Origin of the sequence: Nonomuraea sp. NPDC049646 (genome assembly GCF_044465525.1) — a bacterium.
Lineage (GTDB): Bacteria > Actinomycetota > Actinomycetes > Streptosporangiales > Streptosporangiaceae > Nonomuraea.
In genome coordinates this window covers 39,207-65,433 of the sequence record NZ_JBITLU010000002.1, presented here as the reverse complement: position 1 = coordinate 65,433, position 26,227 = coordinate 39,207, and the positions used below count along the sequence as shown (strand labels likewise).

At 70.8% G+C, this 26,227-nt stretch carries 21 protein-coding genes; 8 read left to right on the top strand and 13 right to left on the bottom strand.

What is annotated here, in order from left to right; genetic code table 11:
• Positions 1-66: 66 nt before the first annotated feature.
• The gene (locus ACIBQ8_RS05035) at positions 67-1,152 is read right to left on the bottom strand and encodes a tyrosine-type recombinase/integrase (protein WP_397191163.1); all 1,086 of its coding nucleotides are present in this window, start codon (positions 1,150-1,152) and stop codon (positions 67-69) included.
• 218 nt (positions 1,153-1,370) lie between these two features.
• On the opposite strand from ACIBQ8_RS05035, the gene ACIBQ8_RS05030 reads away from it, so the two are divergent.
• Positions 1,371-2,702, top strand: a complete 1,332-nt coding sequence (locus ACIBQ8_RS05030; protein ID WP_397191162.1) for a hypothetical protein — start codon at positions 1,371-1,373, stop codon at positions 2,700-2,702.
• A 492-nt stretch (positions 2,703-3,194) separates the two neighbouring features.
• Here ACIBQ8_RS05030 and ACIBQ8_RS05025 read toward each other — a convergent pair whose 3' ends face one another.
• From ACIBQ8_RS05025 to ACIBQ8_RS05005, 5 genes are all read right to left on the bottom strand, one after another.
• A complete protein-coding gene (locus ACIBQ8_RS05025) occupies positions 3,195-3,488 on the bottom strand; it encodes a YybH family protein (protein WP_397191161.1) in 294 nt (97 codons plus the stop codon).
• Positions 3,485-4,093 carry an NAD(P)H:quinone oxidoreductase gene (gene wrbA / locus ACIBQ8_RS05020; RefSeq protein ID WP_397191160.1) on the bottom strand — a complete coding sequence of 203 codons (609 nt, stop codon included), beginning with the start codon at positions 4,091-4,093 and terminating at the stop codon, positions 3,485-3,487. The genes ACIBQ8_RS05025 and wrbA overlap by 4 nt, the downstream gene beginning before the upstream one ends.
• A 71-nt stretch (positions 4,094-4,164) precedes the next feature.
• A complete protein-coding gene (locus ACIBQ8_RS05015; RefSeq protein ID WP_397191159.1) occupies positions 4,165-6,042 on the bottom strand; it encodes a LuxR C-terminal-related transcriptional regulator in 1,878 nt (625 codons plus the stop codon).
• Between the two features lie 26 nt (positions 6,043-6,068).
• Positions 6,069-6,599, bottom strand: a complete 531-nt coding sequence (locus ACIBQ8_RS05010) for a hypothetical protein (protein WP_397191158.1) — start codon at positions 6,597-6,599, stop codon at positions 6,069-6,071.
• A gap of 36 nt (positions 6,600-6,635) precedes the next feature.
• Positions 6,636-7,367, bottom strand: a complete 732-nt coding sequence (locus ACIBQ8_RS05005) for a hypothetical protein (RefSeq protein ID WP_397191157.1) — start codon at positions 7,365-7,367, stop codon at positions 6,636-6,638.
• 678 nt (positions 7,368-8,045) lie between these two features.
• Between ACIBQ8_RS05005 and ACIBQ8_RS05000 the strand changes: the two genes are divergently transcribed.
• Positions 8,046-8,360, top strand: coding sequence for a DUF6355 family natural product biosynthesis protein (locus ACIBQ8_RS05000; protein WP_397179900.1), 315 nt, complete (start codon positions 8,046-8,048; stop codon positions 8,358-8,360).
• Positions 8,361-8,561: 201 nt separating this feature from the next.
• On the opposite strand, the gene ACIBQ8_RS04995 is transcribed toward ACIBQ8_RS05000, so the two are convergent.
• Positions 8,562-8,720, bottom strand: a complete 159-nt coding sequence (locus tag ACIBQ8_RS04995; RefSeq protein WP_397191156.1) for a hypothetical protein — start codon at positions 8,718-8,720, stop codon at positions 8,562-8,564.
• An 861-nt stretch (positions 8,721-9,581) separates the two neighbouring features.
• On the opposite strand from ACIBQ8_RS04995, the gene ACIBQ8_RS04990 reads away from it, so the two are divergent.
• Positions 9,582-10,106: a transposase gene (locus ACIBQ8_RS04990; RefSeq protein WP_397191155.1), complete on the top strand. Its 525-nt coding sequence runs from the start codon at positions 9,582-9,584 to the stop codon at positions 10,104-10,106.
• Between the two features lie 230 nt (positions 10,107-10,336).
• On the opposite strand, the gene ACIBQ8_RS04985 is transcribed toward ACIBQ8_RS04990, so the two are convergent.
• The gene (locus tag ACIBQ8_RS04985; RefSeq protein WP_397179899.1) at positions 10,337-10,639 is read right to left on the bottom strand and encodes a hypothetical protein; all 303 of its coding nucleotides are present in this window, start codon (positions 10,637-10,639) and stop codon (positions 10,337-10,339) included.
• Between the two features lie 603 nt (positions 10,640-11,242).
• Between ACIBQ8_RS04985 and ACIBQ8_RS04980 the strand changes: the two genes are divergently transcribed.
• Positions 11,243-11,557: a hypothetical protein gene (locus ACIBQ8_RS04980; protein WP_397179897.1), complete on the top strand. Its 315-nt coding sequence runs from the start codon at positions 11,243-11,245 to the stop codon at positions 11,555-11,557.
• 309 nt (positions 11,558-11,866) lie between these two features.
• Here the strand turns inward: ACIBQ8_RS04980 and ACIBQ8_RS04975 are convergent, their stop codons facing one another.
• From ACIBQ8_RS04975 to lanL, 3 genes are all read right to left on the bottom strand, one after another.
• Positions 11,867-12,190, bottom strand: coding sequence for a hypothetical protein (locus tag ACIBQ8_RS04975; RefSeq protein ID WP_397179896.1), 324 nt, complete (start codon positions 12,188-12,190; stop codon positions 11,867-11,869).
• Between the two features lie 614 nt (positions 12,191-12,804).
• The gene (locus ACIBQ8_RS04970) at positions 12,805-14,586 is read right to left on the bottom strand and encodes an ABC transporter ATP-binding protein (RefSeq protein WP_397191154.1); all 1,782 of its coding nucleotides are present in this window, start codon (positions 14,584-14,586) and stop codon (positions 12,805-12,807) included.
• A gap of 249 nt (positions 14,587-14,835) precedes the next feature.
• A complete protein-coding gene (lanL, locus tag ACIBQ8_RS04965; protein WP_397191153.1) occupies positions 14,836-17,460 on the bottom strand; it encodes a class IV lanthionine synthetase LanL in 2,625 nt (874 codons plus the stop codon).
• Between the two features lie 410 nt (positions 17,461-17,870).
• Here lanL and ACIBQ8_RS04960 point away from each other — a divergent pair, with 410 nt between their 5' ends.
• From ACIBQ8_RS04960 to ACIBQ8_RS04950, 3 genes are all read left to right on the top strand, one after another.
• Positions 17,871-18,350 carry a hypothetical protein gene (locus tag ACIBQ8_RS04960; RefSeq protein WP_397191152.1) on the top strand — a complete coding sequence of 160 codons (480 nt, stop codon included), beginning with the start codon at positions 17,871-17,873 and terminating at the stop codon, positions 18,348-18,350.
• Between the two features lie 902 nt (positions 18,351-19,252).
• Positions 19,253-19,906: a hypothetical protein gene (locus tag ACIBQ8_RS04955; protein ID WP_397191151.1), complete on the top strand. Its 654-nt coding sequence runs from the start codon at positions 19,253-19,255 to the stop codon at positions 19,904-19,906.
• A 589-nt stretch (positions 19,907-20,495) separates the two neighbouring features.
• Positions 20,496-21,020: a hypothetical protein gene (locus tag ACIBQ8_RS04950; RefSeq protein WP_397191150.1), complete on the top strand. Its 525-nt coding sequence runs from the start codon at positions 20,496-20,498 to the stop codon at positions 21,018-21,020.
• A gap of 54 nt (positions 21,021-21,074) precedes the next feature.
• Here ACIBQ8_RS04950 and ACIBQ8_RS04945 read toward each other — a convergent pair whose 3' ends face one another.
• Both ACIBQ8_RS04945 and ACIBQ8_RS04940 read right to left on the bottom strand, forming a co-directional pair.
• Complete coding sequence (locus tag ACIBQ8_RS04945; protein ID WP_397191149.1) at positions 21,075-25,010, bottom strand: helix-turn-helix domain-containing protein; 3,936 nt, start codon at positions 25,008-25,010, stop codon at positions 21,075-21,077.
• Between the two features lie 153 nt (positions 25,011-25,163).
• Positions 25,164-25,640 (bottom strand): hypothetical protein, encoded by a 477-nt coding sequence (locus ACIBQ8_RS04940; RefSeq protein WP_397191148.1) that lies wholly within the window; start codon positions 25,638-25,640, stop codon positions 25,164-25,166.
• Between the two features lie 140 nt (positions 25,641-25,780).
• On the opposite strand from ACIBQ8_RS04940, the gene ACIBQ8_RS04935 reads away from it, so the two are divergent.
• The gene (locus ACIBQ8_RS04935; protein ID WP_397191147.1) at positions 25,781-26,215 is read left to right on the top strand and encodes a VOC family protein; all 435 of its coding nucleotides are present in this window, start codon (positions 25,781-25,783) and stop codon (positions 26,213-26,215) included.
• The last annotated feature ends 12 nt before the right edge of the window (positions 26,216-26,227 follow it).

The window sequence follows — 26,227 nt, the reverse complement described above, 5'->3', positions numbered from 1 at the left end:
AGTGAGGCTGCCCTGTTTTCCTCTGCCTTCCATGTCTACGGACGAGAAGGCTGCCTCTGCTTCTTCTCACGTCGTGGCATCAGGTCGCTGCTCCGCGGGCGTGGTGGACAGCAGGGGCGTGACCGTGGGGACGCGGAGGCGTTCGACGGCGTCACGGGCCTCTTCGTCCGGGCGCACGTCGTAGCGGAGGGTGGTGCTGGGGCTGGCGTGGCCGGCCAGCCGGGCGGTCATGATCGCGTCAGCCTGTGGCAGGAGGTTGGAGATGAAGGTGCGGCGCAGGTCGTGCGGCCGGACCGGCGTGGTGGCGGCCTGGTCGGTGCGCTTGGCGAGGATGTCGCGTACCGCTTGGGGGTTCATCTGCCAGGGACGGCCGTCGGGGGCGGTGCGTATCGCGCCACTGCGGGTGAGACGGGGGAACAGCGGGCCACGGTGGGTGCCCCGGCAGGCGAGCCAGGCCTCCAGGCGGCGGGCGGCGAAGGTGTTGACGGGGATGCGGCGCTGTTTGTCGCCCTTGCCGATGACGGTGAGCATCCGCCGGGCCCGGTCGTAGTCGGCGTACTGCAGGCTGACCAGTTCGGCACGACGCAGACCGCAGGCGTCCAGCACGGCGATGATGGCCGCGTCGCGGAGCCCGGCGCTGGTGAGGGCGCCGGCGGGAGACCGGTCGGCGTCGCAGGCGGCGATGAGCGCGCCGATGACGGTGTCGGGCACGTGCTGACCGGCCGGCTCCCGGTGGCCGGCGAACGGGGCCAGGGCGACGGCGCGCTGATGGTCGTCGGTGCTGAGCAGGCCCAGTTTCCAGGCTTCCTTGAGCACCCCGCGCAGTGCGGCCAAGTGCTTGTTCCGGTAGGCGGGTGACCAGTCCATCTGGTCGATCTGCTCGCGGATCCAGGCGGTGTGCTCGTAGCGCAGGTGGTGCCAGGGCTGCCCCTGGCCGGAGACCGTGGCGTTGTCGAGCGGGTCGCCGGTGAGCATGCGCGTGATGTGGTCCAGGCAGATCTGCATCCCGCGCCGGGAGTCGGCGCTGCCCAGGCGTCCCAGATAGAGCAGGTACGGGTCCCTCGCGGGGGCGGCCGGCGTCAGCCCGGCAGGGAACGCAGCGGTGGGGAGCGGGCGGGAAGCCGGCCTGAGCGACGCGTCGGACTCGATCACGACTCCTACCCTAGCAGAGATGATCTTTGAGAAGTTCACTTCTCAGTGATCATAAAGATATCGCACATTCTTTATGTGAAACACCGTCGGAAAGCGCATGTGCTGATGCTAAATTCATGGTCGTGACGGAGACCAGCTTCAACCCCGGCGATCCGAGCCGCGCCGACGCCCACGCCGGCGCACCGCCCGCCCCAGCGGCACCGTTGACGCCCTCGACAATGGGGACATCCGCGGCCTCGCCCGGCGGCCTGCTCGCCGCAGCCGACAACGAGCCGGCACCCGCGGACCGCGAAGCAGGGCAGGAGTCGCCCCGAGGCGGCCGCGGTCACAGCCGCGACTGCCCGGCCCTCGCAACCGACGACGTGCTGCGGCAGTGCGCCCGGCCCGGCTGCGGCCGAGCCAAGCCCGACCGTGCACCCGGCAAGGGCGGCCGCCCCAGCAAGTACTGCTGCAAGCTGTGCGGCAACGAGGCCAGCCGCACCGCCGACAGCGCCCCCGCCGCGCTGGCCACGCACACGGCGGTCAGTCTCTTCGCGTCCGAGGCCGGCCAGATCCGCGCCGCTCTGCACGAGCGCGACGCCCAGTTGGCCGCCGAACGCGAGGACCTGCGCCGTCTCGCCGAGCGGCTGGAACAGGTCGGGCAGGCCATCGACACCCAGCTGGCCCAGGCCGAAGCACGCGTGCAGCAGGCCGAAGCCGACGCCGAGCAGGCCCGCGACGCGACGCGCGCCGCCCACGCCGACCGCCAGACGGCCGAACAGGCACGCGACGCGGCCCTGCACGCCCAGCAGGAAGCGCTCGACGCCCAACACGCCGCCGAGGAGCATCGCGACCGCATCCACGCCGAAGCCCGCGCCGACGCCGAACGCCTCGGCGTCCAGATCGGCAACCTCACCACCCGCCTGAACGACGAGCAACTCGTGACTGCCCGCCAGGCTGAGCAGCTCAGCGGCCTGGCCGCAGACCTGTCGCGCGCCCAGGCCCTGGCCGAAGAGCGCGCCGTGGCCCTGGCCGAACGCGACCGTCAGCTGGACCAGGCCGGCGCCGAGGTTCGTCGGCTGGCAGACAATCTCGAACAGACCGGCGCCCACCTGGCCACCACTCAGGCACAGCTCCACCAGGCCGGCGTCGCCGCCGAGCAGGCACGAGCCGAAACCCGGGCAGTCCGCGACACCCTGGCCGGCAGCACCCGCCGGTTCGAGGAGGAACGCGACCAGCTACGTGCCCAGTACGATCAGGCCCGCCTGGCCCAGGCCACCGCCGAAACCCGCCTGGAGATGGCCGAACGCGAACTGCACACACTGCGCCGCCAGCTCGCCGCCGCTCAGGCGGCCACCGGCCTCGTCGTGCCACCGCTGGCCGACGTCAACGGATACCCTGGCGTGCGGCTGCCCAGCGGCGCCTTCGACGCCGTCACCCTCCAGGACGGCGTAGTGATGTTGCATCACGACGACGTCGTCATCGGTCTCGGCGACGCCCGGCAGTCGCCGGCGCACGCCCGGGCGTTGAGCGCCGCCCTCCAGGCCGTCACGGCCTCACCACCAGCCTGATGGTTCGTTCTTTGCAGACACGTCAGATGTCGGGTGAGTGCGGCGCGGCGTCGGCGGATGGAGCGTCGGGCGGGTTCGGGTTGCTTGCCTTTGAGCTTGCCGTTCTTCTTGGCCAGGCTGTAGCCGCTGTGATCTGGGTCCATGGCATCGATCAGGAAGGGGCTCCGGCGTGAGCGCCTCAGCGCCTGGACACTGGTCGAGGGCGATTGGGACCTGATCGGGGAAAGGATGGGGACCGGCAGGCTCAGCTTGCCCGTCTCCTCCAGAAGTTCGCGGGGTCTGTGGCACTTACCGGGATCGATCCGGGCGAGGCATCCGACAACCGCGCCGGCAGCAGCCGATCCTCCTCCACGGCGATCGCGTACGCCGAGACGCGGGTTCTCACTTGAGAGTCCACAGCTCCCATCCTCTCCGCGCCACCTCAGCCTTCCGGCGGGAGCCACGCCTGCAGGGTCCGCGGGTCGATCGGCACCGAGACGTGCTCATGGGTGATCAGTTCCTGCGTTTCCCGCTGTCCAGGTGGAGCATGTGCGCGAACGCGACGTCCACGCCCGCCGCGACGACCAACTCGCGGGTCTCCAGCGTGATGGGCCCGTCGTACTCCCCGAACCAGCGGACGAAGTTGCGGCGGGCCTCATCGAGCCCGGCGAACCTCATCGGGGGGACGACGTCGTAGTACACGACGTCGGGAGCGTAGAGCGCCATCAACCGATCGACGTCCTTGACCCGGCAGGCGTCGGCGCGCATCTCCAGCAGTGCGCTGATCGCGGACTCCTCCGACATCATCGCCGTCCGGCCTTGAGCGCGGCCGCGATCTCGGTGACGCGGAAAGCCTGGTAGGCGGCGGCGGCCTGCAGGGCCAGCTCCGTGGGCGGGCCGTCGCCGGCCACGTGGGAGGCGCCGTAGGGGTTTCCGGACCGGAACTGGACGGGGTCGGTGTAGCCCGGCGGCACGATGACGCCACCCCAGTGGTAGAAGGTGTTGCTCAGCGCCAGGATGGTGGATTCCTGCCCGCCGTGCGCGGTGTTGGAGGCGGTGAAGGCCGAGTACACCCTGTCCGACAGCTTGCCCTGCATCCACAGCGGGCCGGTGGTGTCGATGAAGGCCCGCAACTGGGCGGCCGGGTTGCCGAAGCGGGTGGGGGTGCCGAACAGCACCGCGTCGGCCCATTGCAGGTCGTCGTGGCCGGCTTCGGCGACGTCGGCGGCGTCGCGCAGGTGCTGGGCCCAGGTCGGCTTGGAGTCGATCGCCGCGGCCGGCGCCGTCTCCGCGGCCTTGCGCAGCCGTACGCGTGCGCCCGCCTTCTCCGCATTTGCGGCGGCGGCCTGGGCCAGCGCGTGCACGGTGCCGGTGGCGCTGTAGTAGATGATCGCGACGTTCACGTGTTCCATGGCCGCAACGCTAGGAGGCGGCCCCACCGGCCCGAATCCGTGGCGCCACGGTAGTCACCACCGGGGTCGGTTCACACCAGGCCCGCCAGCTCCTGCCGGGAGCCGATGCCGAGCTTGGGATAGGCCTTGTAGAGGTGGTACTCGACGGTCCGGTGGCTGAGGAACAGCTGCGCGGCGATGTGGCGGTTGCTCACCCCCGCCGCGGCCAGCCGTACGACCTGGAGCTCTTGAGGGGTGAGCGCCGCGAGCGCGTCGGCGGGACGGGCGGCGGGCGCGCTGTCCCCGGTGGCGCGCAGCTCGGCACGGGCACGCTCGGCCCACGGCGCGGCGCCGAGCCGGTCGAAGATCTCCAGCGCCGACCGCAGCGGCGGACGCGCCTCGGCCCTGCGCCGCGCGCGGCGCAACCACGCGCCGTACAGCAGCTCCGTGCGGGCGCGTTCGAACGGCCGGCCGCCGTGCCGGTGCAGGTCGACGGCGCGCGCGTAGTGCTCGCCCGCCTCCTGGACCGGGCTCAGCAGGCCACGGCAGCGCTGCGCGACCGCGCAAGCCCATGGCCGGTCGGCCGCCCGGGCCCAGGCCGCGAACCGGGCGTAGGCGTCCGCCGCGCGGTCGGGCGCCTCGGCTCGGACGGCCGCCTCGATCAGGTCGGGGGCGGCGAAGACGACGGTGACCGCGGCGAGATCGCGCAGCGCCTGCTCGTAGTGGCCCAGGGTGAGGTGGAGCAGGCCCGTGTGCGCGCGGTCGCGGCAGCGTTCGGCGTCGCCCTCGATGGCCGCGATCCTCGCGGTGATCGTGCGGAGCTGCGCGATCCGGTGGCTCTGGCCGGTGTCCCTGGCCAGGTCGAGCGCCTCGGCCACGGTGGCCTTGGCGTCGTGGTGCCGTCCCGCCATCAGGTGGGCGTGCGCGAGCGCGTGCAGGGTGACCGGGAGCGCCCCGGCCAGGCCCTGGTCTCTGCAGCGGACCACGTCGGCGGCGGCCAGCTCGCCCACGGTCTCGTCGTCGCCGAGGTGGAGCGCGGCAGTGGTGACGAAGATGCGGGTGAGGGCGTTGTCCGGCGGTTCGGCGCGGGCCTCCTCCACCAGGGCCGCCAGGGCGGGCAGCGCGGCGGCGTAGTCCTCCTCGAGCAACCGTGCCAGGGCGCCCATGGCCTTGGCCGTACGGCCGGGGAAGGAGCCCGCGAGCCGGGCGACGCGCCGTAGGGCATCGGCCTCGCCCAGCGTCCAGGCATTGGTCGCGGCCATGGTCAGCATGTCGAAGGCCAGGCCGGGGTCGTCGCGCAGGATGCGTCCGGCGCTGTCGGCGAGCAGGTGCGCGGCGCCGTGCGGCCTGCCGCGCTCGAAGGCGACGCTCGCGCGGACCATCGCCAGGCCCGCGCTGTCGCTCCCGAGGTCGGCGGCGCGTTCCGCCAGCGCCGCGGCCTGCTCGGTGCGTCCGCTGGCGATCGCGGCCCTGGCGGCCAGAGTCGTCCGCCGCGCCCGCTCGGCCCGGTCCGGACTGAGCAGCGCGGCCTGCTCGTAGATCGACGCGGACGTGGCCATGCCGCCCCGGCCGCGCGCCGCCCCGGCCGCTTCCTCCAGCCGGGCGGCGATGGCCTCCTCCGGTGCGGTGGCGGCCGCGGCCTGGTGCCAGACCCGCCGCTCGGCGTCCACGACCCCGGCCAGCTCCTCGTGCACGGCCACGCGCAGGCTCAGCGGGGCGCGCTGGTAGGCGGCCGACCGGATCAGCGGGTGGCGGAACCCGACCTGGACGCTCGTGATCCGCAGCAGCCCCGCCTTCTCGGCGACGTCCAGGTCCGCGACGTCGGCGCAGAGGGCCCGCGCCGCCCGCAGGACGGTCCCGAGGTCACCGCTCCCCTCGGCGGCGGTGACCAGCACGGCCAGCCGGGCCCGGTCCGGCAGGGCGTCGATCCGGGTGCCGAAACCGGCGACGACGCGGTCGGTGACGGCCATAGCGCAGGCGAAACTCCGTACAGGCGTTAGCAGGCCTCGACCCACTTGTGCGAGGCGACGTTGTCGTTGAGGGCCTGCCCGTAACCGGACAGGCCGGCGCCGCCGTTGAAGGTCTCGCGTCCCAGCGAGAGGTTGTCCCAGTGGTTGCCGGGCGCCAGGCAGCGCCAGGCGCCGGTGTAGCTGCGGCCCCAGAAGAGCTTGACGACGTCGTAGTTGCCCGGGAACCCGTTGTTGAACATCTGGGACGCCTGGTTCTCCATGCTGATGGTCTGGTTCTCGCCGTTCAGGCAGTCGGCCCAGGAGGCGTCGTAGATGAGCCACCTGCAGTACTTGCCCTGCCCGTACGGGTGCTCGGCCGCGTAGAAGAATCCGTCGGCGATCATGAGATTCTCGGGCGTGACCGCCTTCTCCGCCGTTCCGTCGGCGGGAGCGGCGGACGAGGTGGACGCGGTGGGAGCGGCGGGAGCAGTGTCGTCGGCCATGGCCTGGCCGACCGGCAGGACGGCGGCCAGGCCGGCGATGGCCAGTGCCACGGCCACGGAGGTGATGGTGCGCATGGTGATCCTTTCTCGGGTTTGACAGAAGACGGGCAGTCAGGGGGACGCGGTGACGGTTCGGGCTCGCGGAAGCGCGGAGAGCGCCAGGCGGCGCCAGGTCGCCAGCTCCTGGCGGTATCGGGCGTGGATGCGCCGCTCGTAGTGCCGGTCCAGGCGGTGCGCCGTGGCGGCGAAGCCCGTCCGCAGGGCGCAGGTGGCCTCGGCGACGGCGGTCCGGCGCCACCGGGCCTCCGTCCCGTTCTGGCGGCTGTTGTCGAGGGCGACCCGGATCTCCCCAGGTGATCCGAACGCCTGCCCCTGCCCGCGCATGCAACCCGCCCACCCGGCCATGGCCGTGGCGAAGGCCGGATCGCCGCTGACGGCCTCGTACCGGACCGCGCGCAGGCTCGTCCTGATCTCCTTGACGCGGAACCACGTCCGGGCGTCGCCGTACAGCTGCTGCTGGGCCTGGGACGTGCAGCCGCGCGAGCTGTGACGCACGCGTCCGCCCGACGGCAGACTCGCCTCGAACTGCTCGTCCGTCAGGCTGCCGTGGATGGCGAGGAGCCAGGCGTGCCGCCGCTCCGGCGGGAGGCTCATCCCGTGGACCTGGTTGGGATGGGGTGAGCGGCCGCGCGCTCCGCCGGTGTCGTAGCCGTGGGCGCCGGCCGCGTTCACGTCCTCCAGGACGTAGGGGAACGCGGGGGGCGGCGCGTACTCGACGACCCAGTAGGCGAAACCGCCTTGCCGCATGCATCGCTGGATGAGGAGCTCTTCCGCGTCGTGCAACAGCGCTTCTTCCCGCGGGGTGGGATCGCGAGGAGCGGTGAGGGCCGGCGTCGGGACGGCGGCCCCCGAGCAGACGGCGACGGTGGCCAGCACCCCCGCTGAGGCCAGCCACCGCCGCCATCGCGACGACGGACTCACCGGCCCGGCCGCGGCGCGGGGCGCGGGTGTCTTGGAGGCATGGCGGCGGCCTTTCTGGAGGAAGGGGATGCGCGAGAAGCCACCCGGACGCGGGCCGCGCAGCGAGCGCCGCGCCACGGGCCGGCGCTCTCACGACCCCCCAGTCTCGGCCGCCGGAGAATTGTCCGGCACCTCCATCCGCCACCCGGACAAACCTGCTCGCCCTCCCCCGCTGCCCTCCTGCCGATCCGCCCCGCACGCCTGACGAAGAACACCCCCCGAACGGCCGACGAAGAACAGCCTGCGGGCCCCTCGTCCGCGGGCAGGCCGCGTCATCGGCCTCGCCCCGCAGGCCACTGCAAGCCATGCACGAAGTCGTCAAGCCTTCGCCAGCAGCTCTCAGGTGCCACCCATGCCCGGCGATCTTCGCTGATTCGCATTTGGCTGCGAATCGAGCAAACATGGCAGATTATCTCCTTTTCTGTATCCATCCGGCATGTGACAGTTGTGAAAACACCAAATCAAGCGTTAGGGGATCCAGTGCGCGTAATAATGCGTGCCTTGGGCACGCTGGCTCTTGCAGGCGGAATGCTTGCCGGAACGCTCGCTCCCGCCGTAGCCGAATCAGCCGCCGCGCCATCCGGCGATGTCGGCACTCTCTCGGCTCCTGTAGGTAAGCAGTGTGGCGCATATCTGACCGGCACCCAGTGGGGATCGCAGCTGCGTTACTACCACTGCGGGAACAGCGTGATCGAGGTAGAAATCGATATGCGCGGACAGCCTAACCGGCTCGCGTGCGTCGGTCCGTGGCAGGACGTCTACCTCGACAACTGGGAGTACGCGGACAATGCCTGGTATGACGGCAATACGTGCTAGTAAGGCCTAGCAATAAGTAACGGGCGCCCGGCGATGCGGGGGCGTCCGTTACTTATGTTAAGCGGTACTGACTCAGCACTGGGCACTTCATCGCGATCTCATCGTAGGCTGCCGGGACCGGCCGGATAAACCGCATGCCCGGCCGATCGATCCGCCAGTCAAGAGCGCCCGACGCGGATCGCGTCGGGCGCTCTTGAAGCCTCAAATGAGCGATTCGGTAACTCGTTGTTTGTTGATGCGCGTCTGGACCACCCTCGCGGCGTCCACACGTCGCAGGAGAAGGTCGAAAGGGCGCTCGACGCTCTGGCCGCGCCGGCTGACGATCTCGGCGAGAAGGAGCGACCAGAAGATTCCGATCACGGCTTGATCGTCGCCGGGTCGGGGAGGCCAACCGCTACGCACAACGGACAGCCGGTCTCCCCGGCTCGAACGACACAGGCTTGAACTCGGCCACTCTGAGGAGGGTGGCCTTGAGCGTTCGGCGGTGGTTGAACACCGCCCCGCGATGGTCACCGTCTCACCCCCTGACCGTCGAGCACCACCGCGAACCGCTCAGCATCGGCGAGCCCGCCCGCGGATTTTCTGGAAGGGATGACTAGGGCCCCACCCACAGTTCCCAGTGGGACGTACCGGGCGGCATGTGCCACGTTTCGGGGTACCACTTGCATTCGTAGCCGGTGGAGCCGTCTGCGTAATATTGGCCCTCCGTGTGGCATGCGATTTCGTTCGCCGCGTCGCCAGGAATATAGGATCGAACCCATTCCCAGCCCTGCTCCTTGACGGACGCAGATGCTGCAGAAGGAATCGCCGTCCCGGCCATCAATCCCGCAAGGGCGGCAAGTAGAACAAGGCTGTTTTTCGCCGTGGTCACAGAGAGTCGCCTTTCGTTGGCTTGATCTATCTTCGAGTCTATTTGGACCACGCGCTACGGAAAGCGGTATAGGTGCCACTTTTCGGCGAGATACTGCCAAAGGCGATCTCCGCAACGCCTTCGTCCTTGGCCATGTTTCTTCTGGCCTGCCCATCCCGCACCGGCGTCGTCCATCAGCCGCCTCATCCTCGACACTCGCGGCATTCGTCCGCACCGTAACCACCAATCGCCGCCCACCGGCAGCCAAACCCCCATCTAGGGCCTGAGATCATCAGAGGGATCGTCTGCGGTATGGCCGGTGCCCCAAGTAGGCCATCGAACATGGCGCGTGGAGACCTCACCGACGAAGAATGGTCCTTGATCGAGCCCCATTACCGCTGGGCGAGCGGGGTCCGATACCGGATCTGCGGCGGCTGTTCAACGCAGTGATGTGGCGGTTTCGTACCAGCAGCCCCTGGCGTGACCTGCCGATCGAGTACGGGCCATGGTCCACCGCCTACGACCGGCGCCGCACCTGGGCGCGGGACGGCGTGTTCGAGCAGCTGCTACAGACCATGATCGCTGAGGCCGCAGCCCGGGGACAGGCCGACCTGGGCCTGGTCGGCGTCGTCTCCACCGCTGTCTGCGCCCACCATCATGCTGCAGGGATGGCGTTGGACGGCGAGCTGAGCGCAGCACTGGAAGAAGCCGCCCGGCAGGAAAGGGGGCTATGCCAGAGGGGCAAAACGCCCCCGACGACGATCCCGGCTACCCCGTTGACCAGCAAGGTGCATCTGGCTGCTGATGGCCGATGCCGTCCGCTGTCTTTCGTCATGACTGCCGGCCAGGCCGGGGACAGCCCTCAGTTCCGCCCGGGTCATCGCCGGGCACGGTGATCGACCAGCGGCTCTACCCCTTCCAGCACACGCCCCACGACGGCCCTCACAGCACGGCTTCCCGGTCATGAGCTCCCAAGGCAGAGCGTTGCCGTAGGCCAGAGCGGAGGACGGCTGCGGGCGGTCGCGGAAGTAGTGCTGTACACGTAACGGTCCGAGCGAGATCGCGTGGCGCTCGCTCGGACCGTCCGTCATGCCTTCCCGGGCACCTTCTCGAGGTCCGGTCCTCCCTAGACCGTCGCGGCGATCCAGCCGACGGTCTCGGTGCTGTGGTAGCCGTCGCTCTTGACGGTGCTGCTCACGAGGACCTCGTTGAAACGGATCTTGAAGCCCTGGGGATTGACCTCCGCGATCCTGATGCCGGGAGTGTAGGGGCCGTTGAAGGTCTGCACGAACGGAATGACGACGACCTGCGCGCCTGACGGAAAGGGAGTGGGAAAGGTGACCTGGGTGAAGGTAGTGGTGTTGCCGCCGTTCTCCTCGACGGGATGCTTGGAGTCGAGCTGCAAGCTACCGGTCTGGATCATGCTCATGAGAGATCTCCCTCACCGTGCGGGACTGACTATCACTTAAAGTATTTACGTAACTACAGTCCGCGCTATCGGTGAATATGTGTCCTCACCTGTCACAAAAGCTCACCCTGGTGACGCTGGACAACATCTGCGCATCAGCACTCAAGTTCTTGATGAACGGAAGGCGGTCCCCCGTGGCGCTCGTCGGCCTGGTCCGGGTCAGCACCGACAAGCAGGAGACCCAACGCCAGCACGACACCCCTCGACCCGATCTGCCTGAAGGTGTTCGAAGAGAAGATCGGCGGCAAGCTCGCCACCGACGACCGGCCCGCACTGCGACGTCGTCCGCAAGACCAAGAACGGCCTGGAGGTGGCCCGCCGCCAAGGCCGGGTCGGCGGTCGCCGGGCCGCGGGCGACGACGACAAGCGCGCCGCCACCCTCCCCCGCCGGGAGCGCGGGGAATCCATCCGCACCATCGGCGTCGGCGTCTCGGTCGGTGTCGTCCACAAAACCCTCGCAGCCGCTGAGGGGACCCCCACTGACCAGTTCCCGGCTCCCTGAGCAGGCTGTGACCCTACTGAAGAGTAGGATGCTCGGGTCATCCTGCAGAGCTGTATTCGTCCATGAGCCGGAGGAAGATCATCGACGCGGCAGGCAGCTCCGGGTCCGCGCAGTGGTGGGAGAAGGTCGAACGGGAACGCGCAGATGCTCTGGCCGCTCTGGAGCAGGTACGCGCCGAGTCCGCTCAGCGGCTGAATGCCGCCCGCGCTGATGCTGAGCGCCGCATCGCCGCCGCCGAACAGGAGATGGCCGACGCGATCGCCGAGGTGGAGCGGATCCGCCATGAAGTGGCCGCACTGCTGGCCCAAGCCCACCGTCAGGCCGCCGAACGCCTCAATGCCGTGCAGGCGCGGTTGCACGATTTTCCTGATCCCTAGGACTGCCATCGCGGGTCTTAAGGCGTCCGGGACGGCGGCCTTCTCTCGAAGCTGTCCTCAGCCGCCAGGTAGCGGTGATCGGGGCAGGACAGCGGTTCTGTCCGCCCCATGGAGCTGCATAAACGCAGGTCAGCGTATCAACCTTGTTGCTGCACCGATTGTGGTCGCATGCTTGCTCAGCACCCGAGACCGCGGCGTAGCCGGGTGACGCTGTACCGGACGTTGGAGGGCGATGACCTGAGCAGCCCCAGAATTTGATCTTGCATGGCTGAACCCCCCGGACCGTCCGGGAAGTTCCACCGGGTGTGGTCAGCAGGTGAAGGTGATCGGGTTGGCCTGGAAGCCGGAGTTGACGTAGTAGGTCTTTCCGGGCTGAGGGGTGTCATTGATCCACAGGACCAGGCGGTGGGTTCCAGCGGCCAGGCCCGGGAGGGTGAGGGCGGCGGTGCCACTGCCGTTGGCGTCCGTGGTCAGGTTCACGCCGGTCCAGACGAAGTCCGAGCCGTCCAGCCTGTAGACCAGGTGGAAGGTCTTGCCGGGCTGGCTGGTCTGGCGGAGGACGACCTGGAGGGTGAGGGTGCCGCCGACGCAGGCCGCGGTGGCGTAGCTGTTCTGGCCGAACCCGTTCTCCATGGGGGTGATCTGCTGGCCGGTGTAGGAGGGAGCACCGTCAGCACGACGCAGCCGGGCTGGCCGGATGTGCTGGCCACGACTGCGCCGGCGCCTTGGACGGGCCCGCCGCCGGAGCCGCCGGAGCCACCGGCGCCGTGGGTGCCCGACGGTGAGCCGACGCCTCCGCCGCGGGCGGCCACCACGATCACTCCGCCGGTGCTGACGGTGCTGTCCCCGCCGTTGGCACCCGGTTGCCCGGCCTGACCGGGGGTGTTGTTCGCGAAGTTGGGCGGAGCTGGGGCACCACCTGCGCCGGCTGAGATGTTCGCGCCCATGGCCCGCTCCGATCAGCGGGTCAAAGGGCGCGACGAACCTGCGTGGATCACCAGGCATGGTTGCAGCAGTTCGTGCCCACGTCATGGGATGACCATGCCTGTGATGCCGCCACCGGTCCGCAGGTGGCCGCGCGACGGGACCGCTGCGGGATCCCCGGACAGGAGCGGCATCTGCCGAAGTGGACGACCGGGTGGAGAGGCTCGATGCGCCGATCGAGCAAGCCGCGTGGCCGCTTCGGAGAACATGCAGCTCAAGCCCTGTGTGAGGGGTTGGACGCGGCACAGGGCGAACGGCGGGGTCTATGCGACGCCGGTCTGAGCGCGGACCATCCGCGCGTACCACCCGTACCGGTCGCCGAGCAGGTCGAGGCGGTCTCCGTGTTCCGCCACCCGGCCCTCGTCCAGGGCCACGACGGTGTCGAAGGAGTCGAGGACGCCGAACCTGTGGGTGATCATCACCGTCGTCCGTCCCGCCCGCTCGGCCAGGATCGCCTCGACGACCTCCAGCTCGGTCATCGGGTCGAGCGCGGAGGTGGCCTCGTCGAGTACCAGCACTGACGCGCTGGCCAGAAGCGCGCGGGCCAGGGCGACGCGCTGTCGTTCGCCGCCGGACAGCAGCGCCCCCCGTTCTCCCACCAGCGAGTCGTAACCGTCCGGGAGTGCCATGATCCGCTCGTGGACGCGAGTGAGCCTGCAGACGCGCATGAGATCGTCCGCGGTGGCGTCGGGGGCGGCGTACCGGAGGTTGTCGGCGATCGACCCCTGGAAGAGGAAGGGCTCCTGCGTGGCGATGCAGACCCGTCCGGGCGACGGACGGGTGATCTTCGCCCCGTCGATTCGGACCGACCCCTCGGCGGGCGTGTGCAGGCCGGCCAGCAGGTGGCCGAGTGTCGTCTTGCCCGAGCCGCTCGGGCCGACGACCAGCGTGGTGGATCCGGCCGGGAGGGTGAGACTCACGCCGTCCAGTGCCGGACGGCCCCCCTCCCCTGCGGCGTACCGGAACGTGGCCTCATGGACGGCGAGCGCGCCGGGCCCGGGAGCGGGGTCCGGGCGTTGATCAGGCCCGGGCTCCAGCTCGGGCTCGGGCTCCATGTCGAGGTAGTCGAAGACCCGCTCGAAGGCTCCCTGGGCGGAGCGGAACTCGGTGGAGATGTGCAGGAGTTGCCAAAGGGGCTGGTAGAGCCTGGCCTGCAGCACGGTGAAGGCGACCAGTGTGCCTGCGGTGATCCCGTCGGACAGGCCCGCCGCCACGAACACCAGATAGGGAGTCAGCACGAAGAAGACGTGTCCCGCGCTCAGCACCCCCTGGGCCACCAGTCCGGAGCGCACCCCGAGCCGGATCAGCCGCCGGCTCTCCGCGGCGAATCCGCCGGCCTCGTCCGCGCTTCTGCCGTGGACCCTGGCCAGGGTGACGGCGCCAAGGCTCAGCCGCTCCGCCACGATGGCCGACAGTTGCGCGCGAGTGTGCTGGCTGACCTCCGACAGGTTCTTGAGCGCTCGCCCGGAGCGGGAGGCCACCCAGACGACGATGGGCGCGAGAATCAGAGCGGCGCCCGCGAGCCGGGGTGAGAGTGCCACCATCGCGCCGGCGGCGGCCACGAATCCGACGACGCCGGACAGCGTGCTGGGCAGGGTGTCCTTGACGGCGTTCTCGATCTGCACGGTGTCGTTGGCCAGCCGCGACTGGATCTCGCCGCCTGGTGTCGCGGCGAAGAAGGCCAGCGGCATGCGCTGGAGACGGCCGAACAGCTCCACGCGCAGCGCGTGCACCACTTGCTGCGCGACGCGGGCCGACACCCACGACTGGCCGAGGTCCACCACACCCACAGCGCAGGCGGTGGCCGCCGCCAGGCCGGCGATCAGCGCGAGCAGCGGCAGGTCGGGACCGCCCGCGCCGAACAGCGCCCGGTCGAAGACCAGCTGGGTCAGCAACGGGACGGCGGCGTTCAGTGCGGAGTAGGCCGCGACGAGCAGGACGACGAAGCAGATGGCGAGCCGGTACGGCATGAACAGCCGCACGACCCTGCGCCAGGTCCCGGGGGCGGGAGGCCGCTCCGGAGCGAGGAGGGGACGATCGTGCACGGACCGGGCCTGTCCTTGTCTGGTGATCGAACGTCTACTGATCGAACAGGGCCCCGCCCGCCCGTGTCCGGACGGGCGGGTTCGGCTGTCAGTTGTCGGTGCAGCCGAAGTGCTTGATGCAGTTGGTCAGCCGGAGCGCCTCGTTGGCGCCGGGCTCTAGCTCCTGGAGCGCCTGCAGGTCCTCGACGTCGAAGGACATGGTCGTCACCTCCTTGTGAATGCCGGGGCCGCCTGTGGTGCGGCCGTCTGTCATCGCCGTCCCGCTGCGGGAGCGGCGAGTCTGGGGGCCTCTTGCGGCATCCACAACCGGGCGGACCGGTCGCGCAGTCGCAGGAGGAAGGCGACGATCCCCGCCGTACCGGCGAGAAAGGTCGGCGGGAAGTCTCCCTGGGGTCCGGGGACGAGCAGGCGGCCGCGACGGTCGGCCGCGCGGAGCTCCAGGCAGCCGGCCAGATCTCGCGCCCACTGCCGGTAGTGGTCGTCACCGGTGAAATCGGCCATGTCGAGCAGGAATTCGCCGTCGCCGGGCAGTCCGTGGCACGGCACCGGCCCTGACTGCCATCGAGTACGGTGCACGGCCGCTGCGGCCTTGCGCGCCAGGTCCAGCGCGGGCGGGTCGCCGGTGGCACGCCAATGCCTCACGAGGAAGGAGCCGATCCCGGAGGAGCCGCTGCACCAGTACGGCCGGCGCGGGCGCACCGTGGACAGGTCGCCGCGCTGCGTCGGCCACCAGGCGGTGTCGCCGTCCACCTCGGCGTGTTCGTAGAGGGCGCGGGCGATCTCGTGGACGGTCGCCGTCCAGTCCGGCCGGTGGAGAGCCTGGCCCGCGTGGAGCAGCGCGGTCCCGATGCCGGCGATGCCGTGCGCGAAACCGAAGTGGTTGGCCCCGGCCAGGCCCGAGTCGAACGTCTGCGGCGTCGGCCACTGCGGGTGGCCGTTGTCGTACGACCGCGCCTGATGCAGGTTCTGGAAGACCTCGGCGGCCCGGTCCCGGAGCGCGAGATCTCCCGAGGCCAGGGCGATGTGCAGGAGCGCCATGCCGCATCCGGCCAGTCCGTGCGTCACGTCGGAGCTGGGGTGGTCGGTCGGCAGTCGCCGCGCTGTCCGTACCGCGAACCGTGCCAGCTCGGCGTCGCCCATGGCCGTCGCCGCGTCGTACAGCGCCCACACGGCGCCGGAGCGCCCGAAGTGCAGGCCGGGCGGCCAGACGTCCTCGGCCGCCAGCCGCCGCCTCAGCCAGCGGGCGAGTTCGGCAGCCGCCCTCGCGTGCGGTTCGGCCCGCGTCAGGACGCCGAGGATTCCCGCCGCGCCGCCGTTGATCGAACAGGGATCGGCTTCGAGGCCGTCGGCGGCGTCGGGCCACGGCGAGGGGGCATCCTCGCTCGTGTCCGTCGTCTCCACCAGGTGCGCGATGCCGTCGTCGATCAGGCGGCCGATCCGCTGCGGCGGCCGGGACCGGTGGTTGGGGGCGGCCCGCTCCGGGGCGAGCGCGGTGAGGAAGCGGAGGCAGCTGTCCAGCGACCAGCGCCGCTCCGGTTCTGTCGCCAGCAGGCTCTCCACAAGCGGTCGCAGCAGGGCGAGCGTGGGGTTTGTCGCGGCAACCGCTGCCACCCTGGCCGCCTGGCCGGGGCCCGGCGGGTCCAGGTGGGCGCCGACCGCCAGGAAGTACGCCATCGCGCCGAGACTGTAGAGGTCGGCGCCTGCGTGCGGGGCGGCCCGGAACTCCCCCGCGTGGCCCGCCAGCTCCGGGGCGAGGTAGCCCGGAGTCCCGCCCACCATGACGGTGGTGCCCGGCACGGCCGCGTGTTCCAGGTCGATGAGCCGTAGTTCACCGACGGGCGAGAGCATCACGTTGTTCGGCGACAGGTCGCCGAACACGTAGCCTCGGCCGTGCAGCGCCTTCAGCGACGCGATCAGGCGGCTGATGATGGGCAGGACCTGCGCCGGGGCGCTGCCGAAGCCGTCCTCGCCCAGTGGCCCGGCATTCTCGTCCGACCAGCGCTGCAGCGTGATCCCCGGCACGAACTCCTCGACGAGGAAGGTGTGGCCGCCCTGCTCGAAGAAGTCCACCACGGCCGGTGTGACCCCGGTCGTGGCGAGGGCTTCCAGGCAGGAACGCTCGGCCGCGATCCGATCTCGCGCGTCGCGGCCGCTCAGATCGGCGCACGCGTGCGGACGCCCCTCCTTGACGACGACGTCGTGGCCGGTGGTGGTGTCCTCGGCGAGGTAGACGCCGCCGCGGTTGGCATGCCGTACGGCTTTGCGGACGATGAACCGGTCATTGAGCATCACCGCGGCGGCCCGCGGGCGCCGGCTCGCCTCCGGAACCTCGAACGGGCAGGTCGCGAACGGTGGCGGGGAGAAGCTCGGCCGCCGTTCGTCGGGAACGAGCCGGCCCTGCGGTGAACGCAGCCGAATCTCGTAGAACCCGTCGTTGCCGAGCACACGGTGCCCGCTGAAGGCGCCGTAGCGGTAGTGGACGATCCCGCCTGCCCGGTACGGACGGTCGGAAAGGATCACCGGGCCGGGAAGTCCCCGGGTGGCGTCATCGAGCAGGGCGGCCAGGCGTACCGACTCTGCGTCGTCGACGGGATAGACGGTGATGAACTTCCCGGCCTGCGCCCGGCTGCAGTGCGGTTCAAGGAGTTTCCAGTAGTCGCTCAGCCGGGCGGGGAACTTGAAGGCGCAACGAGCCTCGGTGAGTACTCGCGAGGCGCGGGCGAGCGCCAGCGGGGCGGAGAGCATCGTCGCGGAGACGTGCAGCTTCCATCCCTGGTCGGGCATCGGGTAGGCGTCGGGGGTGACCTTGCACCAGAGGTTGTCCTCGAAGATCGACCAGTCCCGTGCGCCCGCGCGCCCGAGTTCGGCGGTCACGATGTCGCGCAGAATGGCCGGGTCTTCTGAATGGATGCCCACGTGACCCGCTTCCACTGTCGCCGCTTCCTGCGGAACCGAGAGTCGCGAAGTGCTCTTGCAGATGAATGGGAAATGAATTGAATGCGAGGTGAGAGCATTCGGGTGAGATGCAGGAGGTGAGGCACAGCGCGAAGCAGCCCGGACGCTTTCCGGGCGAAGTTCGACGGCCGGGGTTGCGCCTTCGCGTTCGACCCCCATCCCGTTTTTCCGAATTTGCGGTTTCGGGGCGTCCGTTTTAAACGCTCAAACCTTTTCCGTGGGTTCTCGGGCAGTTCTTCTGGAGCTCGATATTTCATCATGTCATGTGTGACATGCTACTGATCGTGTGTGGCGCGAGGCCGCATGCCCGATCATCAAAGGGGAAACCGTTGAAGCAGATCGTCAAGCGTGGAGCCGCAGTACTCGCCGCAGGGGCGGCGGCCGCGGGGGCGCTCGCGTCGAGCAGCCCGGCATCCGCCGCCACGACTACGACCACCTGCAGTGACAGCGTCCTGATCTCGGGTCTCTCCACCAAGGCTTGCGTGGATCTCACCGGCACTCAGGCGCGGTTCTACGGCACCGTCGGCGCGCCCGGCATCGCTGAGCCTGGCCCCGGCGGAGTCGTCACCCCACAGCGCGCCGAGGTGGAGGTGTCCGGACAAGTCGTCGGTGGCCTGTTCCTCGGCTCCCGGCGGCAGTCGGTGAGCATCTGGAACAACACCGTGACCGTTGAGGGCGCCACCGCGACCGCCCCTTGCGGATCGACGATCCGCGCCGAGGTCAAGCTGTCCCAGGGGCCCGCGGGTCCCGGCGGGTCCAGCTTCTACGGCCCTGCCTCCGTCACGGTGGATGCGCCGGTCGGCTGCTGAGACAGATGGATCGACGGTGGGCGCGGAACAGCCGTTCCGCGCCCACCTGCGCATGCCCGCGGCTCGCGCCGCATCAGAGCGATGAGGGATGCGCCGCCGTGCCTTGAGGATCAGAGTTCGGCGTGTAGGGTTTCGCGTCCCGTCCACGATGTACAGGCGAGACGCGAAACCTCACGCGCCCGCGCCGGATCACCCGTTGCCGCGCCGCGCGTCCGACAGTTCATCGGAGGCCCAGGTGCCCTTCCAGCCGTCTTGCCTGGTCCCGGCCCTCGTCATCCTCCTCACTCTGGCGGCCTGCTCCTCGCCGGAGAACGCCCCTGTGACGCCCGACGAGATATCCGCTTCCGCCGCGGGTACCCCTGGGTCGGCGGGGACGCCGAGCGGCGTGACCCCGGGCTCGCGGCCCCCTCGCACCTCCAGTCCCCAGGGAAGCCAGATCAGCTGGGTCCCTTTCGGCCCCGCCGATCCCGACAGCCCGCTGCGACGCTTCGGGGACGCCGGCATGAGCTGCCGCGTCGGTTGCGTGCCCCCGGGAAGGGCCCCTCCCTCCGGTCAGGGCCGTTCTTGAAACGGCTGGACTGAGGTTGACGGGATCCCGTCCGATCATCTGAATCGGACGGGATTTCGTGTTTTCCTGTCCCGTCGCAGCGAAGGCTGAGCATTGTCAGCGAAGGTTGATGACGACTACGGTGTCCCACCGAAGGTTGAGTGACTGCTGGGGCTTGATGTCCGTTGCACCTCACCGACGGCGCGTTCGAGGTCTGGTCTGTCGTCGCCGCAGAGGGCCGCGCATTGTGCGGTATCCCGTTAGGTGAGGCGGGTTGCCGGGCGCAGATCGGATTCACAGGTTGGCGGGAGGCCGTCCTTACGTGGAGCAGTGCTCACCAACCGGGTCTGGAGGCGTGATCGAGAAGCGATCGTATGCGTTGACCGCGACCATGGTGGCGAGCTGGCTCGTGGTGGTGACTGGACGGTATCTGCTGTGGCTGGAGTACTACGATCGGATCATCGAGCAGTCGATCCTCGGGATCGTGTTCGTCGTGGCCGTGCTTTCCACGTCGTGGTGGGCGCGGAGACTCGTACGCCGACATGGTGACATCCGCGGTTACGTCGCGGCCGGTGCGGCGGTCGTCCTGTGTGCCGCCGTTGTGCTGCTGCCCTGGAACGGGATCTTCGGGCGTACGTGGTTCGCGGTCCATCACGGCAAGTTCACCGCGCTGGCCCAGTTGGCCAAGGACAGGGAGCTGTCGGCGGACACGCCTTCGGGTGGCTGGGTGCATCTGCCTGACGAGTTCGATGTCCTGCATTTCGATCATCCCAATACGCGGGATGTGCCGATCGAGCTTTACCCCGGACGTGTTCTCATGATCGGCCTGTCGAACGAGGAAGTGTCGGAGAACATGTTCCTCTACATGTATGACCGGCCTGACGCCGCGCGGATAAGTCCCTGTGATCTCACCAAGACCACATTCGACGATTACTACAGGTGCAGCCGGCTGAGTGACGGCTGGTGGTGGCTGGCGCGCAAGTCACACTATCCGGACGTGGACGAATAGGCACGCGAGGCTGAGCGGGGCCGGCGCCCCAGGGTCGTGATGCCTCCGTGTCGTGGTCAGCGGAGACTCCTTCTCACCGGCAGGAAGACCTGAACGACTGCGTCAGGAACCTTCCGGGCCAAGGTGACGTGCCGCAAGCCAGTGCGCGTCCCTCCCGCCAACTTCCCTGGGAAGGGACACCACCACCCGAAACGGGGAGAGCGTCCGCGGTGTCGGCCGCGGCTGCTCCGCTGCCCGCTGTAGCGGTTGCCTGTGGTGGAGCTCCGGGATCGACCAGCTTCTGACCGGTGACGCCCTCGACGAAGCGGTGAGCCCGCCCTCAGCACCAACCGCGCCAGGCCGTCGACGAGCGGTTCACCCCATTGAGCGAGGTTTGCGGCGGTTTCCTTCTTATACAGGCGGCGGCCCGAACCCTCGGCGCGGGGAGGGACGCGCCTGCGAGCGCGGCCCGGCCGACCCGGCGCCTGTACGGGCTTGTACGGATGATTCGGCCAGGGCTTCACCGGCCGGCGTGTTCTCGTCAGCGTGGTTCCGGCAACCACCCGTCGCGGAGCGCACGTGGCTTCGCGTGAGCAGAGAGGGGATCCCGTTGTCCAGACTCGTCAAGGTCGCGTCCGCCGCGGCGGCGCTGTCCGGAGTTCTCGCGCTGACGGTCACGGCGGCCCAGGCCGTGGCCAGCTCCCAGACAGGCACGCAGACCAGCGTGCAGTACTTCACCGGCGAGAGCGCCCCCTGGACCGCCCAGACCATCGGCGCCTGGGGGAACATCCCGACGGCCGCCGTCAACATCACCGTGCCCACGGGGACGACACGGTTCCTCGACGCCCGCTTCACCGCCGAGTCCGTCTGCGCCGGCACCGCCGGCGCATGGTGCTCCGCGCGCATCGTCGCGGTCAACTCCGCCGGGACGACCATCGAGCTGCAGCCGGTCGCGAGCACCGACTTCAAGTTCGACAGCCCCGACAGTGCCGAGGAGGCGCACGCCTTCGAGCGGTTCTCCCCCTCCCTGGGCCCCGGAACCTACACGGTCCGGGTGCAGGCCCTGCGCATGTCCGGCATCAGCCAGTTCACCCTGGACGACTACGCGTTCACGGTCGGTCTCGTCGAGCCCTGAGTCTGCCCTGCGTCGGGCCGCGAAGCTGCCGGGACATGACCCCGCCCGTCCCGGTCACGGGCAGGGGGGACGATAGGCCAGGCCCGGCATGCGGCGGGCCCATTCCGCCGGGCTGATCACCGGGTAGGCGAGCGCGCAGGCCAGCAGGGCGGCGCGGCCGGTGTCGGTCTCCCAGAGCCGGACGGTCGCGTCGACGCCGCCGGTGACCAGCGTGCGGCCGTCCGGGCTGAATGCGGCGGCGTACACCCGGTCGGTGTGGCCGTTCAGCGTGACCGTGGCGTCCGGCCGGCCGGCGCGCGTGAGGTCCCACAGGTGGACGGTGCCGTCGAAGCCGGCGGAGGCCAGCAGCCGGCCCCCCGGCTGGAAGGTCACGGCGGCGACCGCGCTGGTGTGGCCGGTCAACGGCACGGGCGGCCGCCGGTCGGGCCGGGCGGCGACGTCGTGGAGCAGGACCACGCCGTCGGCGCCCGCCGAGGCCAGGCGGCGGCCGTCCGGGCTGAACGCCACGTCGTTGACGGCGTTGCGGTGGCCGGTCAGGGTGGCGGTGACGGCCGGGTGCCGGGTGTCGGTGACGTCCCACAGTCGTACGGTGCGGTCGGCGGCGCCGGTGGCCAGAGTGCGGCCGTCGGGCGAGAAGGCCACCGACAGGACCGTGTCGCCGTGCCCGGTGACCGTCGCCAGCGGCCGAGGGTGGCGTGGATCGGCCACGTCCCACATGCGCACGGTACGGTCGGCGCCCACGGTGGCCAGGGTCCGCCCGGACGGATCGAAGGCGGCCGAGTACACGTTGTCGGTGTGGGCCCTGATGGTGGCGAGCGGGCCGGCGCGCCCGTCGTCGCCGGCCTGCCAGAGCCGGACGGTGAAGTCGAGGCCGGCGGTGGCGAGCACCTTGCCGTCCGGCCGCCACACCGCCCGGACGATGCCGTCGGTGTGGCCGGTCAGGACGGCCCTCGGCCTGGGCGGGCGTCCGGGGGACAGTCTCCACAGTCGCGCTGTCCGGTCGGCCCCCGTGACCAGGGTGCGGCCGTCGGGGCTGACGGCGACCGTGTAGACGGTGCCGTCCTGCCCGCCGATCAGCGGCGCCCGCAGGTCCCAGAGCCGGATGCTTCCGTCTCTGGAGGTGGTGGCGAGCGTTTCACCGCCGGGCTGGAACTCCGCGGCGAGGACCGTGTCGGCGTGCCCGGTCAGGGCCAGGGGGATGCTCGCGGGCCGCTGGAGGTCCCACAGCCGTACGGTCATGTCGTAGCCGCCGCTGGCGAGCCGCCGGCCGTCCGGGCTGAACGCCAGCGCCGCGACGCCGTTGGTGTGCCCGGTGAGGGTGCCGATCGGCTTCGGCTTCCGCGGGCGGGCGACGTCCCACAGCCGTACCGTCCTGTCGAAGCCGGCGGTGGCGAGCGTGCGGCCGTCCGGGCTGAACCGCGCGGCCAGGATCGCGGCGGTGTGGCCTTCGAGGTCGGCCAGGCGCCGGGGGCGGCGCGGGTCGGCGACGTCCCACAGCCGCGCGGTGCCGCCGGGCCCGGCGGTGACCAGGACGTCACCGGCGGGGGCGAAGACCGCCATGGTCATCGTGCCGGGCTCGACGGGCAGCGCGGCGGCCAGCTGCGGACGTGCGGGGTCGGACACGTCCCACAACCTCGGGACGCCGTCATAGCCCGCCGTCGCCAGGGTGCGGCCGCTCGGGCTGAACGACACGTGCCGGATGCCCTGGGTGTGGCCGGTCAGCACGGCCAGAGGGCGCGGTGCGTGCGGGTCTGACACGTCCCACAGCCGCGCCGTGCGATCGTCACCGGCGGTGGCCAGGACGCCGCCGCCCGGCGCGAACGCCACCGCCGCCACCGCACCGAGGTGGCCGCGGAGGACCGCCAGAGCCTGCGGACGGCGTGGACGGCGCACGTCCCACAGTCGCGTGGTCCGGTCGGTGCTCGCCGTGGCCAGCAGGCTCCCGCCGGGCTGGAAGGCGGCTCCGTAGACGGCGTTCTCGTGGCCGGTCAGCAGGGTGGCCGGCATTCCGGCCACCGCGCTGAGCAGGGCGGCCCTGGCTTCGGCGGTGGGCGACAGCCGGTAGGCGGCCAGGGCGAGCTGCGCGGCCAGGCCCGGGTCGGTCACGCGCAACGCGCCGGTGTCCGTCGCCGTCTTCCGCGAGAGCGCCTGGTCGCGCTGGTACGTGGCGGTGCGCTCGGCGTCGGCGGCGGCCCGCTGCGCGCGTACCGCCATGCCGGACGCGACCAGGGCCAGCACCAGAAGGGCCGCGAGCGTGGCGACGGCCTGGTGCAACCGGCGGGTCCGCCGCCGGGACTGGCGAACGCTCGCCTCCAGGAACTCCCGCGCCTCCGCCGGGAGCCGCCCGTCATAGCCGGCGGCCCACTCCTGCGCCGCGACCAGGCCTGCGCCGCGATACAGCGCGTCGGGGTCGCGGTGGAGGCGTACCCAGGCCGCGGCGTCGGCGGTGAGCCGGCGCGCGACGACCAGCCCGGCACGGTCGGCGTCCACCCAGGACCGCAGCAGCGGCCAGGCGCGCAGCAGGGCCTCGTGGCTGATCTCGACGGTGTCCGCGCCCGCGGTGATGAGCCGGCGCGCGACGAACCGGTCGAGGACCTCCTCCATCTCGGCCGCCTCCTCGCCGTCGCAGCCGTCGAGCAGCTCGGCCATGGTCGCCCTGCGCCGGGTGTCGGCGGCGTCGGGCGCGACGTGCACCAGGTGAAGGAAGAGACGGCGGGCCAGTTCGCGGCGGCGGCCGGTGAGCCCGTCGTGGACGGCGTCCGCGCTGGCCGCCACCGCGCCCTCGATGCCGCCCACCGCGTGGTAGGCGGCCACGGTCAGGCTCCTGCCCTGCCCCTGGCGCCAGGTGGTGTACAGGGCGTGCGACAGCAGCGGGAGCACACCGACCTCGTGCGCCCCGCCGTCCGCGGCGACGCCCCCGGACGGGGCGACCTGCCGCAGCAGCAGCTCCACCAGGCCGTCCTCGATCTCGACGCCGGCGCGCCTGGCCGGCTCCACGATGGCCTCGCGCAGTTCGGCCTCCTCCATCGGGCCGACGGCGAGCTGGCCGTCCTGCGCGAGCGCGACCAGCTCCGGATGCCGCAACGCCGCCGCGTAGAAGTCGGCACGCAGGCCCAGCAGCACGAGCGCGCCGCCGGGCGGCGCGGCCGCGGCACGCACGGCGGCGATGAAGTCGCGCCGCTCCGCCTCGTCCCCGCACTCGGTGAACACCTCCTCGAACTGGTCCACCACCAGCACCAGCGGCCGGTCGCCTGCCCGGCCGACGTACCTGGCGGCGGCCCCGGGGTCCTCGCGGACGTCCGCGCCGATCTCGCCCGCCGGCACGTGGGCCAGAGCCGCCAGCCGGGCGGCCAGCTCGGCCACCGGCCGCGCACCGGGGACCGTCACGACCACCAGCCAGTGCGCGGAGCCGGGCAGGGCGCCGTCGCGGAGGGCCGCGACCACGCCGGCCCGCAGCAGGGAGGACTTGCCCGACCCGGAGGGTCCCACCACCAGCCGTACGCCCCCGCCCGCTGCCCTCATCCCGGCCACCTGCTCAAGCAGCCGGGCGGTCAGCGCGCGCCGCCCGAAGAACCAGCCCGCGTCCTCCGGCTGGAAGGGGGCCAGTCCCCGGTACGGCTCGGGACCGGCGACGCGGCGGCCGGGAGCCCGCCGTACCCGCCGCCAGGCGTCCAGCCACGCGCCGGCCTGCGCCGGATCGGCCACGCCGCACACTTCCAGCACCCGTACCAGCAGGTCACGCGAGGACGGGGACGGCAGCCCGCGGCCGGCGAACCAGTCGCCGAGGGTGCTGTGCGCGCCGTACGCGCCGGCCTTGGCCGCCACCTGCCGTACGGTCAGACCGGCCCGCTCGCGCAGCGCCGAGAGCTCGCGCGCGAACTCCTGCCGGGTGGCGATCCCACCCGGATCGGGACGGTCCGGATCGGGACGGTCCGGATCGGGACGGTCCGGATCGGGACGGTCCGGATCGGCGTCGGCGGACTCGGACACACGGCCTCCTCGGCAGTCGTGCGGCTACGCGCCCTCGACCGGCGCCACCTGTATGTCGCTGGCCGATCACAACTGGTTACAGCCGTCCCGTACGGTTTGTACGGAAGATTCGGTCTCCTCGCGCATCTCCCGTACCAGTGACTCGTACCTCCATCACCCGCGTGCGCGTAGCGAGCGCCGGTGGCGGTGGCCTGGCATGGGCAGCCAGGTGCGGGTCGGTCGTCGGCCGGCTCCGCGGCATGGGCGCGATCCCGACTGTTCGGGACGGGCAGGCCCGCCGGTCGGCAGGCCTGCCGTTGTCGTCTGCTCCTCCTGGTGCAGCTCCAGCCATTGGTCGGCGAGGGCGTCGGGGTGGCCGAGCCGGGCGTTCATGGTTCGGACGGCCTCGATCTCGCCGGGGTGCAGTTCGCCGTCGGCGGCGCAGGCACGCAGGGCGTCGTAGGTCAGGGAGCGAGTGGAGGACCCGATGGCCGAGCTGGCACCGACGAGCTCGGCGAGGTCCTGGTCGATCGGGTCCCCGTCCGGCTGCGCTTCCCCGAACAGGACGCCGACGCCAAGGCGCACGCCGCCGCCACCGTGCCGGCCGGACTCTGGCAGACCGACGAGGCCGACCGCCGGCGCCTGCGCCACGCCCTGCTTCCGCCTCTGACCGCTCACTTCGCGACGGCGCCGACCACCTCAGCTCTCGGAGACCTGTTCGGAGGTCCGCTCGGTGCCCCGGGCGACTGGTGGGGCACAGCGTGTAGCGCGACCTATGGGATGATTGCCCCATGGTGTCGGTTAAAAAGGTTCAAGTCGCTTTTGATTGTGCGGAGCCTGAGCGCGTCGCGCGGTTCTGGTGCGAGGTGTTGGGATATGTCGCACCGTCCCCGCCGGAGGGGTTCGCCAGTTGGGACGACTACAACCGCTCGTTGCCGCCCGAGCAGCGCGACTCGTGGTTCGCATGCAGCGACCCCTCGGGTGCGGGTCCCCGGCTCTACTTCCAGCGAGTTCCCGAAGGCAAGGTCGTCAAGAATCGAGTGCACCTTGACGTGCGGGTCGCTACCGGGCTCGTGGGCGCCGAGCGCCTGGCCACACTCGAGGCCGAATGCGCCCGGCTGATCGCGCTCGGCGCCGTACGCGAGCGGCTACTGCCTGCCGACGAAGAGAACGAGTCGGTCATCGTGATGCAGGACATCGAGGGCAACGAATTCTGCCTCAGTTGAGATCCTTTCTCC

What these genes read in the sequence shown, in the direction of transcription:
- ACIBQ8_RS05015 (WP_397191159.1), bottom strand. Translation starts at nt 6,042, where the DNA reads ATGGCCGTCACCGACCGCGTCGTCGCCGGTTTCGGCACCCGGATCGAC.
- ACIBQ8_RS04980 (WP_397179897.1), top strand. Translation starts at nt 11,243, where the DNA reads ATGAGCCGGAGGAAGATCATCGACGCGGCAGGCAGCTCCGGGTCCGCG.
- ACIBQ8_RS04985 (WP_397179899.1), bottom strand. Translation starts at nt 10,639, where the DNA reads ATGAGCATGATCCAGACCGGTAGCTTGCAGCTCGACTCCAAGCATCCC.
- ACIBQ8_RS05025 (WP_397191161.1), bottom strand. Translation starts at nt 3,488, where the DNA reads ATGATGTCGGAGGAGTCCGCGATCAGCGCACTGCTGGAGATGCGCGCC.
- ACIBQ8_RS04975 (WP_397179896.1), bottom strand. Translation starts at nt 12,190, where the DNA reads ATGGAGAACGGGTTCGGCCAGAACAGCTACGCCACCGCGGCCTGCGTC.
- ACIBQ8_RS05010 (WP_397191158.1), bottom strand. Translation starts at nt 6,599, where the DNA reads ATGCGCACCATCACCTCCGTGGCCGTGGCACTGGCCATCGCCGGCCTG.
- wrbA (WP_397191160.1), bottom strand. Translation starts at nt 4,093, where the DNA reads ATGGAACACGTGAACGTCGCGATCATCTACTACAGCGCCACCGGCACC.
- ACIBQ8_RS04990 (WP_397191155.1), top strand. Translation starts at nt 9,582, where the DNA reads ATGGTCCTTGATCGAGCCCCATTACCGCTGGGCGAGCGGGGTCCGATA.
- ACIBQ8_RS05030 (WP_397191162.1), top strand. Translation starts at nt 1,371, where the DNA reads ATGGGGACATCCGCGGCCTCGCCCGGCGGCCTGCTCGCCGCAGCCGAC.
- ACIBQ8_RS04935 (WP_397191147.1), top strand. Translation starts at nt 25,781, where the DNA reads ATGGTGTCGGTTAAAAAGGTTCAAGTCGCTTTTGATTGTGCGGAGCCT.